This is a genomic window from Photobacterium makurazakiensis (genome assembly GCF_050336715.1).
Lineage (GTDB): Bacteria > Pseudomonadota > Gammaproteobacteria > Enterobacterales > Vibrionaceae > Photobacterium > Photobacterium makurazakiensis.
In genome coordinates this window covers 18,500-33,492 of record NZ_JAKJSJ010000023.1, presented here as the reverse complement: position 1 = coordinate 33,492, position 14,993 = coordinate 18,500, and the positions used below count along the sequence as shown (strand labels likewise).

Sequence of the window (14,993 nt, the reverse complement as noted above, 5' to 3'; positions counted from 1 at the left end):
ATTGCTTCCTTTTGTTGAGCCGCAGGCGATATCACTGAGGATAATTATTGTATTAGTGATGTTGTTTGATCGCCTGCGGTATCCTTTATGTTTGCTTAACCCATTTTTACTAGCGACTCATGGGATAAGTCAGAAATCGTTTTTGCACCAGTAAGTGTCATGGCAACTCGCATTTCCTTTTCATACAGATCGAGCAGGTTCTCAACGCCTTTGCCACCCTGTGCAGCGAGTGCGTAGACGAAAGATCGGCCGAGTAGGGTGCAGTCAGCACCGAGTGCCAGCATACGTACCACATCGAGACCTGTACGGATGCCTGAATCGACTAGGATCTTCAAGTCGCCTTTTACGGCATCAGCAATGTTCGGTAGCGCCCTTGCTGTAGATAACACTCCGTCGAGCTGGCGGCCACCGTGGTTTGATACAACAATACCATCGGCACCAAAGCGGACTGCATCTTTAGCATCTTCTTCATCAAGAATCCCCTTGATGATCATTGGGCCATCCCAGAACTCACGGATCCACTCTAGATCTTTCCAGCTGATTGAAGGATCGAAGTTTTCTCCTAACCACCCAATATAATCTTCTAACTTGGTTGGTGAACCCCTATAGGTGGAAATATTGCCAAGATCGTGAGGTTTGCCCAAAAGACCGACATCTAACGCCCAACTTGGGTGGCGCATTGATTGGAAAACACGACGAAATGCGGCATTCGGACCGCTCATTCCAGAGCGCATGTCACGGTATCGAGCACCCGGTACTGGCATATCGACAGTAAAGACCAGAGTTGTTACCCCTGCGGCCTTGGCGCGCTCTAGTACGTTTTTCATAAAGCCACGATCTTTGAGCACGTAAAGCTGGAACCACATCGGGCGATCGATTGCTGGTGCCACTTCTTCTATTGGGCAAACAGAGACCGTTGACATAGTGAATGGGATACCTTTTTTTGCTGCCGCTTGGGCTGCTTGAACCTCACCACGTCGAGCATACATTCCTGTTAGTCCAACAGGCGCCAATGCGATAGGCAATGCCATTTTTTCACCGAAAAGCTCGCTCTCAAGACTTAGCTCAGACATGTTGTTTAGTACACGCTGGCGCAGGGCGATACTTGCTAGATCGTCGGTATTGCGATCCAAAGTATGTTCGTTGTACGAGCCACCATCAATATAGTGAAAAAGAAACGGCGGTAGCTTCGACTTAGCGGCCGCGCGGTAATCTGTTGAGGCTGAGATAATCATAAATCTAATCCTAGTAAGAAGTTAATCTGGGGCTTACTTCATGAGTGCGTCTGTAATCTGGAAGCCATATATCACCACCAAGCCAATTACGCCTGTCATTACTAAGTAATAGAATGTTGGGATAATTGTTTTACGTAGCGTTGCACCCTCACGCCCCAGCAAACCGACAGTCGCTGATGCGGCAACCACGTTGTGAATAGCAATCATGTTACCGGCTGCGGCACCAACAGCTTGAAGGGCGACGACCACTGCGCTCGATATCGTCAACGTCTGCGCCACTTCAAATTGGAATTGGCTGAACATCATGTTCGATACTGTGTTTGAGCCAGCGATGAAAGCACCAAGAGCACCAACTGTTGCGCTTAGCGCAGGGAAAGCATCACCCACAAGGCCAGCAGCAAAATTTGCGGTTGTTACAGGCATGCTGGCAAGATCGGCACTGTTCACTCCTGAGTTGATGAAGATACGTACCATAGGAATGGTGAACACGAGTACAAAACCAGCACCAATCAGCGTTTTGCTCGACTCACCAAAGGCTTTAGCAAGTGGCGCAACACTGCGAGATTGAAGAAGAACAGCTAGCAGGGCAACGAATACTAGAATGCCTCCAGGTAGGTACAGTGGCTGAATTGCAGTACTGATGCCTGTTTCACCCAGAATATTGGTGAAAGAAAGGCTTACGCTAACCAGCATCCCTTTGAAGTCTGCGCTAACACGACTGGCGACCAGAATCACAGCAAGCAAGACATAAGGTGCCCAAGCGAGTGCCATGCTCATTGGTTTAGTCTTATTTTCATCAAGGTTGATCTTCAGTGAACCAAGCCATTCTGCTGGCCACTTATCTTCTGACTCGAAGTCCCAAGTTGATTTAGGTACTAGGAAACCACGCTTGGCTGCTGAAACAACAACGGCTAAGCCAACCAGCCCACCAATCAGTGATGGGAACTCTGCACCTAGGAAAACACCGGTTAATGCATAAGGAATAGTAAAAGAGACACCGGCAAATAGTGCGAATGGCACAATATCAAGCCCTTCAGTCCAGCTTTTGTTTTTACCGAAGAAGCGGGTCAGCATCATTGCCATCAGTACAGGGATCATTGTCCCAACCGATGCGTGGATCAGCGCAACACTTGATGTAATTTGCTGAAGGTAAGCCTCCCAAGTTGAGCCGTTTGCGATTAAGGTTTCGGTAATATTATGGGTATCTAGCCCTTTGTTGACACCAACTATAATTGGCGTACCCACCGCACCGAATGATACCGGTGTTGATTGGATCATCATCCCCATCAATACAGCAGCAAGGGCAGGAAATCCGATAGCAACCAGCAGCGGGGCAGCGATAGCGGCTGGGGTACCAAAGCCTGAAGCGCCTTCGATAAACGAGCCGAAGCACCATGCAATGATGATGGCTTGGACACGGCGATCAGGCGAGATATTGGTAAACCCGTTGCGAATAGTGGCTATCGCACCAGTGTGTTTTAGTGTGTTGAGCAGGAAGATTGCGCCGAACACAATCCAAAGCACGGATACCGTAATACCAAGCCCTTGGAAGACAGATGCTAATACACGATTAGCAGCCATATCCCAAAACGTTAGTGCGATAACAACGGTAAGGCCAAAGGCGACAGGCATAGCTCTTTTTGCAGGCCAATTGAGACCGACCAGCAGTATCGCTGCCACCACAATTGGAGAGAAAGCCACTAAGGCCAGTAATGTTTCACTCATTGGTACATCCTCGTACAGGTATTATTTCATTTATCCGTTTGAAAGGGGTAGGTGATGCATTGTAATTATTATGTTTGTGATCTCTGTGTTAACGGGGTGTGAATTTACCCCTTTCATTTTTATTAATATAGGGAAATAATGAAAATGATTAATTCCAAAAGTGACATAATAGAATGCGTGCAGATGATTTAATTTTATTTTCCCAGGTCGTTGAGTTAGGCAGCTTTAGTAAGGTTGCTGAGCAGAATAACCTTACAAACTCAGTAGTTAGCAAGCGAATTGCGAGGCTAGAAGAGGAAATTGGCGTTCAGTTATTGTATCGAACAACGCGTAAATTAACTTTGACGGAAGCAGGCAAAGCTCTTACGCATGGCGCCAAAAATGTGAAGCAAGCGGCTCAAGAGGCTATGGATGCAGTTTCAGGTTTTGGCGAAAGTGTTAGCGGCCATATAAAAATGTCGGTTCCGAGTATTTCGGGTGATCTGATCTTGGCTGATGCAGTTGCGGAGTTCTGTAATATGCACCCCGGCCTAACAGTAGATATGTCACTCGATAACCGCTTTGTCGACTTGGTTGATGGCGGTTATGATTTGGTTATACGTACAGGCTATCTGGAAGATTCCAGCTTGATTGCCCGTCATATTCTTGATTCTCAATGGGTGGTATGCGCTTCCCCTTCTTATATTGCCCGTAATGGTAAACCGCTAAACCCTCAGGATTTAACACAACATAATTGTTTTCAATATGCCTACCAGACTACAGGTGCTACTGACTGGGAGTTCAAAGGTGATGAAGGTAATTATATAGTTAGGGTGTCAGGTAGTTTCACTACTGATAATGCGACTGCATTGCGAAAAGCCGCGCTTGGCGGGCATGGGATTGCCTATGTTCCCCGTTGTTTGGTATATCATGATTTTCGTAATGGTCAGCTGGTGGATATTTTCCCTGAATTGGTTGGAAAAAAACTCGGTATTTATGCTGTTTACCCATTTACGCGTCAGCCGCCTAAGAAAGTAAAGTTATTGATTGAGCATATCAAAACAAGATATTTGACGATTTCTCATTACTTTTAGTTACTTATAACTTTACTATTGTGAGTTTCAGGGGGACTTGGCTCTCGTGTCTCAAAGCTCACGCTTTATTTTCAGAAGCCTTTATCTATAAAAATGTTATTTAAGTTCAGCTTTTGCATTGGCATATATTCACTTTGGGAATAAATAATTCCTTTAAGTCCTATGCCTTACGGTAGAAGTACTTGAATTGTAATACACTCTGTATATTATGGACGTATAGATGTCTAAAGTAATGGGTGTCTAAAGCTGTATCTGTTTATTAAAGGATTAGTCATGAAGGAACATGCCAAGATGAAACGATGGATTCTATCTATAATCGCCTGTGTGAGCTTAGCGGCTTGTGGTCAAAAGGATGATTCGATTATCAAAATAGGAGCTACATCAGGGCCGCACGCTCAAGTTGTTGAGGCTGTAGCGATAGAGGCGAAAAAACAAGGCGTGAACATTGAGGTTATTGAATTCTCAGATTATATCACTCCAAACGCGGCTTTGGCCGATGGAAGTCTTAACCTTAATAGCTATCAGCATTTACCTTTTTTAGAAAACTACAATAACGGGAACAATGCCAATCTAGTCTCTATTGGTGAGTCAATACTTATGCGCATGGGGGTTTACTCTAATAAATATAGCTCTCTAGCCGATCTTCCTGACAACGCACAAATTGCCATACCCAATGATCCAACGAATGGTGGGAGAGGGTTGCTGCTTCTCGAAGAAGCAAAGCTGATCACCTTGAAACCTGATGTAGGTTTTACAGCAAGCCTGAATGATATTATTGATAACCCAAAAGGGTTGAAATTCGTCGAAGTAGAGGCTGCTCAATTGCCAAGGAGTCTTGATGACGTTGATGCCGCCGCTATCACCATGAACTATGTAATGTCTGCTGGGCTAAACCCACAGAAACAAGGTTTGTTTTTAGAAGCAAAAGATGCACCATTAGCGGTGATGGTGATTGCTGCTCGGGAAGACGAGAAAGATAACAGCGACTATCAAAAAGTGGTTAGCATTTTTCATTCTCAGCCGATAGCTGAATTTATGCAAGAAGCCTTTAATGGCACGATTGAGCCAGCAAGTTAAGTCTGATTTTTCTTGATGTAAATAAAGCCCCGAATGATAACTAAATTTGGGGTTTTATTGTATTAGAGTCCTCCCTTTTCACGTAAAGACGATAATCCACACGTAAATATCAAGATTCTAAAGCACCCCCGATTAGTTAAGTGTCTAATATTCGCGTTACGGGTAATAATTGGTTGATAAGATAACGATCTGTATTATATTTAGCCTTATGCTACCAAGTTACTTTGGACTTTATACAAACTTAGGAAGAGTATGCATTACGATATTTTTAATGGTGATGCCGATGGCATTATTGCATTGCTACAATTACGCTTAGCTGACCCCAAGCAAAGTATGTTGATCACTGGTGTAAAACGAGACATTAAACTGCTACAGCAAGTGGTAGCGAAAGGCAATGCAACGTCTGCGACAGTGTTAGACATTTCGATGGAAAAGAATTTACCAGAATTAGAGCACTTATTAACGCAAGGTGTTGAGGTGTTTTATTGTGATCATCACCGCTCTGGAGTAATACCGAGTAGCAGTAACCTTGAAGCATTAATTAATTTAGATGCAGAGGTTTGTACCAGTTTATTAATTAATGATAAATTAAACGGTCAGTTTGTACATTGGGCGATCGCTGCAGCTTTCGGAGACAATCTGTACACATCGGCTTTGGCATTGGCTAAAAAACAAAATTTAGCTGAAGCAGACATAGAATTTTTGAAAGAGCTTGGCACATTAATCAACTATAACGGTTATGGTGCATCGCTATTTGACTTACATATTCCGCCCGCTGAGCTTTATACTGCACTAATGAAATATGAGAACCCATTTGATTTACGTGAAGATCAAAGTTCTCCGTATTACTTGTTAAAAGAAGGCTACGAGCAAGATTATAAAAATATAGCAGCATTAACTGCTATTCATGATGACGATATTAGCCGAGTATTTGAATTGCCCTGTGAAGCGTGGGCAAGACGAATAAGTGGTGTTTTCAGTAATGAATTAGCAAATCAGCAACCCGACAAAGTGCATGCGGTGCTAACGTTAAATGCAAATCAGGAAGATTATACTGTTAGTGTTAGAGCGCCATTGAATAACCGCGAAGGGGCTGATGAAGTTTGTACCCAGTTTAAGACTGGTGGTGGACGTAAAGCGGCAGCTGGAATCAATGCACTAGCCCTTGAAGATAGGTCTCGGTTTATCCATATCCTTTCAAGTCGTTATACATGAAAAATCTCGGATGTATAATGCCTAATCAAGGCTAATGGGTATTCAGAATAATTTGGAGTTAAGTGACCACTTTATTGTTATTCGCTTCCATGGGGTGATAGGTACCGTATGATTTTTATCAACCTGAAAGCATTTAGCCGTAGGAAATTAAACTAAGTACTTGTGACTGAAAGCTTATAACCTTGACTCAATGTTTGTATTTCGGGTGTAAATTCATCGACAAAAACACGCTGTATTTCACTTAACTTCCCACTCACGATGGGGGCATAACGTCCTAATGTTGTTTTATCTGCGACTAGCCAGCACTCTTTGCTTTGCTCGATAATTGTTCGTGTCAGGCAGGCTTCTTCAGGTGTAAAGTCGAGTAATTGACCATTTTCACTTAAGCCACCAATGCCAAATATACCAATCATTATATTGAATTGGCGGTAAAACTGGGTTGTTGATTCACCAACTGTGTCTTCATCGGAAGACCGAAGTAAGCCTCCTGCAAGATGGATCTTAATATTAGGGTTTTTACTTAATATAAGGGCTGCATTGATATTATTAGTAACTACTGTCAGTTCCGGATGATCTAATAACGCATGAGCAACTTGCTTAGGCGTGGTTCCAATACCCAGAAATATACTCGCACCTTTTGGTATATCCTGAACGACCCGTTGTGCAATCTTTACTTTTGCTGAAAAATTGAGCATCTCTCGGTTAGTAAAAGAGAGGTTATCATTAGCACTTGGCAGAGTAATGCCACCGTGTACTCGTTTCACCATCCCTTTGTCACTGAGTTCATTCATGTCTTTACGAATTGTTTGTACCGAGACATCAAACTTGTTGGATAACATTGAGCTTGAGAGCACGCCATTAATCTCATTTAGATAAGTAAGAATGTCTTTTTGACGCGATGATAAAACCATAATGATTACTTTTTACTGCTAAGTGTTTAAACATATTGTTTTTATAGAAGAAAAGCTACAGACCCTAAATCTATCGATTAGAAGTTGTTTAGGATCTGAAACGTATAAAAAGTGGCGTTAAAGTGAGCAGACCATGCTAATTAAGCAGCATGAACTTCCGCTTCTAAGTCGGCAGAAACATTACGCTCAATACGCTTACCGTGAGTATCAAATAGGTGTAGGTTTGATTTTTCGACGTATAACGGCAGATTTGTACCGATCTCAAAGTGTTGTTCTGGTGTCACAGCAATAAAACGTTGCTTACCTAAATTACCGTGAACCAATTGATTCGGGCCTAATGGCTCGACAACTTGTATCTCAATGCCAATAGAGAGCATGTTCGGTTCAGGTGCTAATACGGCATGTTCAGGTCGAATGCCCAGTGTAATCGGACCATCAGGTAAATGTTGATACTCAGGAAGTGTAAGCAGAGTATCATTAACACTTAACGAGCCATGACGCATTTCCGCAGCAATGAAATTCATAGCAGGGCTACCAATAAAGCTGGCCACAAACTGACTTGCGGGTTGGTGATATACTTCAGAAGGTGTGCCTATTTGTTCGATCTCACCCTGGTTTAGTACCACAATTCGATCTGCTAATGTCATTGCTTCAACTTGGTCATGGGTAACATAAACACTGGTTACACCAAGTTCTCGTTGCAACTTCTTTATTTCCAAACGCATGTGAGCGCGGAGTGAAGCATCAAGATTCGATAAAGGCTCATCAAATAAGAATAGTTCTGGGTCGCGTACAATCGCTCGCCCCATCGCAACACGTTGTCGCTGGCCACCGGATAATTTGGATGGTTTGCGATCAAGGTATTCTTCAATTTTAAGGACTTTAGCCACTTGCTGAATTTTTTTCTCGATTGTTGCTTGATCAACACCTCGGTTTTTTAATCCGTAGGCAAGGTTGTTATATACACTCATATGGGGATAAAGCGCATAATTTTGGAATACCATGGCAATATCACGTAATGCTGGCTTCATTTGATCCACACGGCGGCCAGATAGATGAATTTCACCGCTGGTGAGCGATTCTAGTCCTGCGATCGAACGGAGAACGGAAGATTTCCCGCAGCCCGATGGGCCAACAAGTACAATAAACTCGCCTTGTTGAATGTCTAATGAAACACCTTTAACTGCTTGATGGCCGTTTTCATAGGTTTTTACGAGTTTTTCTATTTTTAACATAATATTTTTCCTGCGCTGATCTTAATCAGCCACCTGTAATGTTTAGATTATTTCTCAGACTCAACAAGGCCTTTAACGAACCAACGTTGAAACACAATAACGACCAATATCGGCGGCAGCATGGCAAGAATAACCATGGCAAATGCGTAGTCATAACGTGGTAATGAGGAGTCTGAGATATTGGCCATAATCTGTTTGATCCCCATGACTATGGTGTTGTAGCTCTCGTCTGTCGTCATCATTATTGGCCATAAGTATTGGTTCCAACCTACGACAAACATGATAATGAATATTGCAGCCATCATGGTTTTAGAAAGCGGGATCAGGATATCGATTAGAAATCGAATTGGACCTGCATTGTCGAGTTGAGCCGCTTCTAATAGTTCATCAGGGATGGTTTTAAAGAATTGGCGAAAGAAAAACGTTGCAGTCGCTGAGGCAATTAACGGAATAATCAACCCTGAGTAACTGTTTAGCATCCCTAATTTTGCGACGACTTCGTAAGATGGAACAATACGTACTTCTAAAGGAAGAAGTAGGGTAACGAATATCAGCCAGAACCAAGCTGTCGCATACGGTAATCGGAAATAAACGAGGGCATATGCGGCTAAGATAGATATCGCAATCTTTCCAATAGCAAAGCCAAGCCCCATGATCATTGAATTGGTGATCATGGTTCGTGCGTTAACATCGTTAGAAAAGCCAATGCTGTTTGTCCAAGCCTCATGGTAGACTTCGCGTAAGTTACCACCAGGTAACCACTGTAAACCCTCTGCAATAATGGTGTTTGGATCATGGGTTGAGCTGGCAAAAATCAACCAAATTGGCGCGATCATAAATAGGGCGCCTGCAATCAAAATGAGATGATCGGTCAGTTTATTACTTTTCATTTTATGCCCTTAGTAGTGAACGCGTTTTTCAAGCACTTTGAATTGGACCCAAGTTAGGGCCAAAACAAGCAATAGCAAGATAACGGATTGTGCTGAGCTTCCTCCGAGATCGGCACCGATAAAGCCATCGCGATAAACTTTAAAGACTAACGATGTGGTTGAACCGCCAGGGCCACCACTCGTCATTGTGTCGATAATGCCGAAGGTATCGAAGAAGGCATACGTCAAGTTAATAACGAGTAAAAAGAAGCCTGTAGGGGCTAGCAGTGGGAAAGTAATCGTCCAGAAACGCCGACTATCACTAACACAATCGAGCAGTGCTGCTTCTCTTACTGCCCAAGAAATAGATTGTAATCCTGCTAAGAAGTAGACGAAGTTAACCGAAATTTGTTTCCAAACAGAGACGATAATTAATGCGACTGTCGCATCAAAAGGATTCGTAATATATGAAAAGTTCCAACCCAAATTTGAAAACATTGCCGTTAGGGTGCCAAAGTGAGGGTTAAATAAGAACCCTCCAGCAATACCCGCGATTGCTGGTGCGACAGCATAAACCCAAGTGAGTGTTATTTTATAGGCACCTTGACCACGAAGAATGTTGTTGGCTTTTACAGCCAATAACAGTGCGATCGATAACGATAAAAAAGAAACGATGAATGCGAAGCCCAACGTAAATAATGTTGATTTTATATATTCACTTGAGCTGAAAATCATTTGGTAGTTTTCAAACCAGACAAATGTCGATGAGATCCCCCAAGGGTCTTCCAGCATAAAGCTTAAATAAACGGCATGTGCTGCTGGGTAAATAAAGAAAACGGCAATAATCAATATTTGAGGAGCCAGAAACAGATAAGGTAAACCTGAATTGGAAAACTGTTGACGACGTTCCACGGTAATTCCTAACTAAGTTCAAAAAACTGGCTAGCGGTAAGTCCGATAGCCAGTTTGTAATTAATGCGATTACTTCACAGTGCGGGCAAAGCGGTTCAATAGAACCTTACTTTCTTGCTCTACTTTCTTAAAGCTATCTTCGACGCTTGAGCGACCAGAGAAGATGTTGTCAAATTCACGGTGCATCACTTCCTGAATTTGAGGGTAGAAACCAAGACGGTAGCCGCGAGCCCATTCACCACCAGGCAGACTTAATTGCTTGATACCAACTTCTGCATCAGGCGACTCTTTATAGTAACCAGACTCTTTCGTTAGCTCGTAAGCGGCTTTCGTAACAGCAACGTAGCCAGTTGTTTTATGCCAAGCCATTTGGGTCTCAGGCTGAGTCAAGAACTTGAAGAAAGCAGCAACCCCTTTGTCTTGTTCAGCGGCATGGCCGCTAAGAGCAAAAAGAGCTGCACCACCGATGAAAGTACGTCCAGCTTCGGCGTTGATTGACTCCCAGTAAGGTAAATACGTTGTTCCTAACTCGAATGGAACACGGTTACGCAGGCCACCGAAAGAGCCAGATGAACCCATCCACATTGCAACATCTTGACGCTCAAATGGGGTTTGGTTTGCATCCCAATCACTACCGTAGTACTTGTAGTAACCCTTATCAGACCATTCACTCATCTTATTGAAGTGCATACGCATATCTTCAGTATTAAAGTAGATTTCTGACGCTGGGCCATCATAGCCATTATTTTTATCGGCTAGCTGCAAATTGTGGCGAGATTTAAAGTTTTCAAACATGATCCATGGCGTCAGGGATTGTGAGAAGCTGGCGTGTCCCGCTTCTTTCAACTTGGCTGCGACGACTTCCATTTCTTCATAAGTTCTTGGTGGATTAACGCCTGCTTTATCAAGGAGATCTTTGTTGTAATACAGCACTGGTGTTGAACTGTTAAATGGCATACCAATCATTTTTCCATCGCTATCGGCATAAAAGTTACGTACACCTGCAATGTAGTCTTGTGAATTAAACTCATAGCCAGAATTAACCATGATATCTGCAACGGGTTTTGCTACACCTGGGGCATTAATAATGGTTGCTGCACCGACATCTGCAACTTGAAGAATGTTTGGGGCTTCATTTGCTCGGAAAGCAGCAATACCTGCCGTTAATGTTTCAACGTACGAACCTTTATAGACAGGCGTAATTTTGTATTTGTCTTGAGAAGCATTAAAGTCAGTGGCCATTTCATTGACAGTTTCGCCTAACTGGCCGCCCATAGCGTGCCACCAAGTAATTTCTGTTTGGGCTACTGCTGCTGAAGACATCGCCGCAGAAAGAACTCCTGCTACCCATAGTTTGTTCATGTTATATCCCTTAAATATGAATTTTATCTTTCGTACGAATTTATATAGCTTTCGTTTGAAGCTATATTCAATGAGGGTTGTGACAGTTTGGTTTTGTATTTATTTATATTTGGTGAATGATTTGTGGAGTTTAATATTTAATTTATTTTAATTATAAAAATAAATACTTATTAGGTTGATAATTCTAAAAATCACATAAAATTGGTGGCTGTTAGGGGGTGTTTATATTTCCATATAGTAGAATATCTTCATTTTAATTATACTCACCGTTTAATATATAGGTGAAAAATTAAGTTAAATGGTCTCAACTTGTTTGGAGGTAATTGGAGATAAATAGAACTGAATTTTTATATCTACAAAAACGTTTTCCTTACCGCTTGAGGTGAAATACTGAAACGAATAAAAAAGGTTTCTACATCCGTTTCACTCAGCCTGGGCACGTAAGTAAAGTCTACTGCGGCTCCGATTGAGGGGATAAGCACAAAGTGCAAATATGGGATGACTTGAAGTTGGTTTGTTATATGAATTTCTTTTGTATCACCTGTATTCAGTGATACTACACGTTCACCTCTGCGCTCATAAGCCAGCATCAATTGGGCGCTAATACGGCCACCGAGAAAGTCAGGTCTATAGCGATAGCCCACTCCAACTTGGAATAAGCGTTCTTTAAATGAATCTTCCATTGTCCAAACGCCAATCACTGGCTTCCAATTTTTACCTCCAAAAAAATACTCTATTCCGATACCATTATGAACCTCAGAATAATCATAATCATCGGTTGAAAAAGATTTACCATGGTGGCTCCAACCACCAAACTTTAGCTCAAGTCCATTTGCATATGAGATCGGTGGAAAAAGCGAAATAAAACCACAGGAAAGTAATAACAAAATTGAATTAACGTTAAATATAGTTATATTACCATCATTAGCAACATGACTTAATTTCTTCATATACTCATCCCTGATGCTATATGCATTTTAATATGATAAAAATATGACCTGTAGTATTACTTACACTTCACTTAGAATAACTAAATTAATCATCCTGAAAATATCAATAATAAATTTATTTTATTTTTACTTATATGTCGATTAAATATTGTTCTATATTAAACTTATTAGAAAAGACGTAAATTGCAAATTTATTCATCAATTATCTTGTGATTCTAGTGGTGGAATTTAGATTAACTTTATGTTTATAAAGGTATATTTCATGGGGTTGAGGTTGTTTAAGGTCTCTATTTAGCATAATAGTTGTTTTGATATATACAAGATTTAACAATTTTAATACAAGTAAGAATGTCGCGTTGAAATTTTAGATAACAGTGGTTTATAAAGATCAGCTAAACAGAGATTATTACAGAGTGGATACCGAAGTGAAACTTGCCATATCGCAGAGTCGAGATTACCGATGTCATGGGTATAAACGCATGAGTGTGTGATTTATTTTATTCACGAAGCTTGCTTCGTCCCTGAAGCAGTTTTAGGTATTAATAGTGAGTAGTATGATTTGTCTGTAAGAAGTTTCACGGCAGTACGATTAGGGTAGGGGCTTTGAATTCACCGTAACCGGAGTGGTATGGATTGGTTGAGAAAACGACACCGATAAAATCGCGGTTAGGATTAACATAGATGTACTGACCTAAGTTACCGCTTTCGCCATCGCGCTAGAAAGCACGCTATAAATGTCATTTAAATACGTTAGGATATCTTTCTGACGCGAGGATAAAACCATAGTGATTACTTTTTGGTTAAGTGTTTAAACACACTGTTTTTCTAAAGAATAGCGGCAGATCCTAAACCTCTCGACTCGAGATTGCTTAGGATCTGTAACGCAGAAATAGTGCCGTTAAAGCGAATCGTACATGGTCAATTAAACGGCACAGATTCTAGTTTCTGATTGAACAGAAACATGACGATCAATATGCTTCCGTAAGTGTCAAATAGGTGTAGGTTTGGTTTTTTAATGTGTAATACCAGTGTTGTTCCGATATCAAAGTGCTGTTCTGGTGTAACAGCAATAAACCGTTGCTCACCCAAATTACCCTGCACCAATTGATTTGGGCCTAGAGGTTCGACAACCTGTATATCAATTCCAATCGAGAGCATGTCAGGTTCCGGTGTTAATGTGGCATGTTCAGGTCGAATCCCCAGCGTAATTAGATTTATTTTTCTAAAAGTACTATTTTTACAGTAATTTTAGATGACATTTATTTACTTACATTAATAACAACGAAATTTATTTTGTGAGGGAAGGTTGAGATTAAATAATCTCAACAAATATTTTCACCTGAGGCTTAATAAGGTTAAGGTTTATCAGCAAGGCTTCCACGTAAGACCAGTTCGACATCAAACATTGTTGATTGCGGCGGGATATCTGGATTTTCTTGTCTTTTTTTCAGCATATCAGTGACATAGCGAGCCATAATTTCGGTTGATTGCCTAACGGTAGATATGTTATTTCCTGACCAATTAGCCTGAGGTATATCATCAAATCCAATAATTGGAATGGCATCGAGTTCATCTGATGTTAAAGATTGTTTGAGACTATCTTGTACTCCAATAGCTAATAGATCATTTGTGCAGAATATCCCATTAGGAAGAGTACCTGTTTCAAGAAGTAAGTTACCTGCAATATTCCCCATTTCGTAAGTATGATGATCGACATAAATCGTGTTGGTTTTAAGTCCGATTTTCTTTGCATAGGTTAAAAATCGATGTGTACGTTCACTGATACTGTAAGAGTTTGAGTGCGTGCTAATGACAGCGACTTGTGAGCAACCAAGCTTTGTAAGAGTTTCAGCAATAAATTCAATACCTTGCTGATTATTACATTCAACACGGTCAGATTTATAGTTTTGTTCAGCTTTATTGATTAAAACGACAGGAATTTGATGCGCGACACATTCGTAATAAATACTATCTGGTGGGGTATCTGATGTAATGATTACCCCACCCACGTTATATCTCATTAATAGTTCGATGACAGAAGAGCTATCTCTGTCAGAGCTAGTAGGTACTAAGATGGGGTGAAAGTCATTATCTAATAGTTTTTCACTTAAGGATTTAATTTGTTGACTGCGGTAGGGACTATCAATATCAGCCATGACTAAACCAACCAAATTTGACCGTAAATGAGTTAAACCTTTTGCAAGGTAGTTAACACGATAGCCTAGTGACTTTGCCGCTTTGTGCACTTTTTCTCGAGTTTTTGTTGAAACATAGCCATTATTAGAAAATGTTCGTGAAACTGCTGTACGTGAAACCCCTGCTAACTTAGCAACATCATTAGATGACGGCGGTTTAACTTTACTATCCATAAATATATCAATGTTAATAACTACAATAATATTAGCATTGTATTTATGTTTTATGACATT

13 protein-coding genes and 1 pseudogene are annotated in these 14,993 nt (G+C 41.3%); 3 read left to right on the top strand and 11 right to left on the bottom strand.

Translation table 11 applies throughout. The annotated features are described in order from the left end of the window. Positions 1-95: 95 nt before the first annotated feature. Both lldD and L4D09_RS11515 read right to left on the bottom strand, forming a co-directional pair. Positions 96-1,235, bottom strand: a complete 1,140-nt coding sequence (gene lldD / locus L4D09_RS11520) for an FMN-dependent L-lactate dehydrogenase LldD (protein WP_428457659.1) — start codon at positions 1,233-1,235, stop codon at positions 96-98. A gap of 33 nt (positions 1,236-1,268) precedes the next feature. Next, complete coding sequence (locus tag L4D09_RS11515) at positions 1,269-2,960, bottom strand: L-lactate permease (RefSeq protein WP_428457658.1); 1,692 nt, start codon at positions 2,958-2,960, stop codon at positions 1,269-1,271. A 173-nt stretch (positions 2,961-3,133) separates the two neighbouring features. Between L4D09_RS11515 and L4D09_RS11510 the strand changes: the two genes are divergently transcribed. The 3 genes from L4D09_RS11510 to L4D09_RS11500 all read left to right on the top strand — a co-directional run bounded on the left by L4D09_RS11510 (position 3,134) and on the right by L4D09_RS11500 (position 6,325). After that, entirely contained in the window at positions 3,134-4,033 is a 900-nt protein-coding gene (locus tag L4D09_RS11510) for a LysR family transcriptional regulator (RefSeq protein WP_428457657.1), read from the top strand. A gap of 273 nt (positions 4,034-4,306) precedes the next feature. Then, the gene (locus L4D09_RS11505; RefSeq protein WP_428457656.1) at positions 4,307-5,110 is read left to right on the top strand and encodes a MetQ/NlpA family ABC transporter substrate-binding protein; all 804 of its coding nucleotides are present in this window, start codon (positions 4,307-4,309) and stop codon (positions 5,108-5,110) included. Between the two features lie 252 nt (positions 5,111-5,362). After that, the gene (locus L4D09_RS11500; RefSeq protein WP_428457655.1) at positions 5,363-6,325 is read left to right on the top strand and encodes a DHH family phosphoesterase; all 963 of its coding nucleotides are present in this window, start codon (positions 5,363-5,365) and stop codon (positions 6,323-6,325) included. A 152-nt stretch (positions 6,326-6,477) separates the two neighbouring features. Here L4D09_RS11500 and L4D09_RS11495 read toward each other — a convergent pair whose 3' ends face one another. The 9 genes and pseudogenes from L4D09_RS11495 to L4D09_RS11455 all read right to left on the bottom strand — a co-directional run bounded on the left by L4D09_RS11495 (position 6,478) and on the right by L4D09_RS11455 (position 14,933). Continuing rightward, positions 6,478-7,239 (bottom strand): DeoR/GlpR family DNA-binding transcription regulator, encoded by a 762-nt coding sequence (locus L4D09_RS11495; RefSeq protein WP_428457715.1) that lies wholly within the window; start codon positions 7,237-7,239, stop codon positions 6,478-6,480. Positions 7,240-7,376: 137 nt separating this feature from the next. Then, positions 7,377-8,471, bottom strand: a complete 1,095-nt coding sequence (gene ugpC / locus L4D09_RS11490) for a sn-glycerol-3-phosphate ABC transporter ATP-binding protein UgpC (RefSeq protein ID WP_428457654.1) — start codon at positions 8,469-8,471, stop codon at positions 7,377-7,379. A gap of 47 nt (positions 8,472-8,518) precedes the next feature. Further along, positions 8,519-9,361 (bottom strand): sn-glycerol-3-phosphate ABC transporter permease UgpE, encoded by an 843-nt coding sequence (gene ugpE / locus L4D09_RS11485; RefSeq protein ID WP_428457653.1) that lies wholly within the window; start codon positions 9,359-9,361, stop codon positions 8,519-8,521. A 9-nt stretch (positions 9,362-9,370) separates the two neighbouring features. Then, positions 9,371-10,252, bottom strand: coding sequence for an ABC transporter permease subunit (locus tag L4D09_RS11480; protein WP_428457652.1), 882 nt, complete (start codon positions 10,250-10,252; stop codon positions 9,371-9,373). 69 nt (positions 10,253-10,321) lie between these two features. Beyond that, complete coding sequence (locus L4D09_RS11475) at positions 10,322-11,614, bottom strand: extracellular solute-binding protein (RefSeq protein WP_428457651.1); 1,293 nt, start codon at positions 11,612-11,614, stop codon at positions 10,322-10,324. 353 nt (positions 11,615-11,967) lie between these two features. Next, positions 11,968-12,564 (bottom strand): hypothetical protein, encoded by a 597-nt coding sequence (locus L4D09_RS11470; protein WP_428457650.1) that lies wholly within the window; start codon positions 12,562-12,564, stop codon positions 11,968-11,970. Between the two features lie 501 nt (positions 12,565-13,065). Further along, positions 13,066-13,271 (bottom strand): annotated as a pseudogene (locus L4D09_RS11465) (hypothetical protein); the annotation flags it as partial. Positions 13,272-13,482: 211 nt separating this feature from the next. Further along, entirely contained in the window at positions 13,483-13,761 is a 279-nt protein-coding gene (locus L4D09_RS11460) for a TOBE domain-containing protein (protein ID WP_428457714.1), read from the bottom strand. Positions 13,762-13,919: 158 nt separating this feature from the next. Beyond that, the gene (locus L4D09_RS11455) at positions 13,920-14,933 is read right to left on the bottom strand and encodes a LacI family DNA-binding transcriptional regulator (protein WP_428457649.1); all 1,014 of its coding nucleotides are present in this window, start codon (positions 14,931-14,933) and stop codon (positions 13,920-13,922) included. Positions 14,934-14,993: the final 60 nt, after the last annotated feature.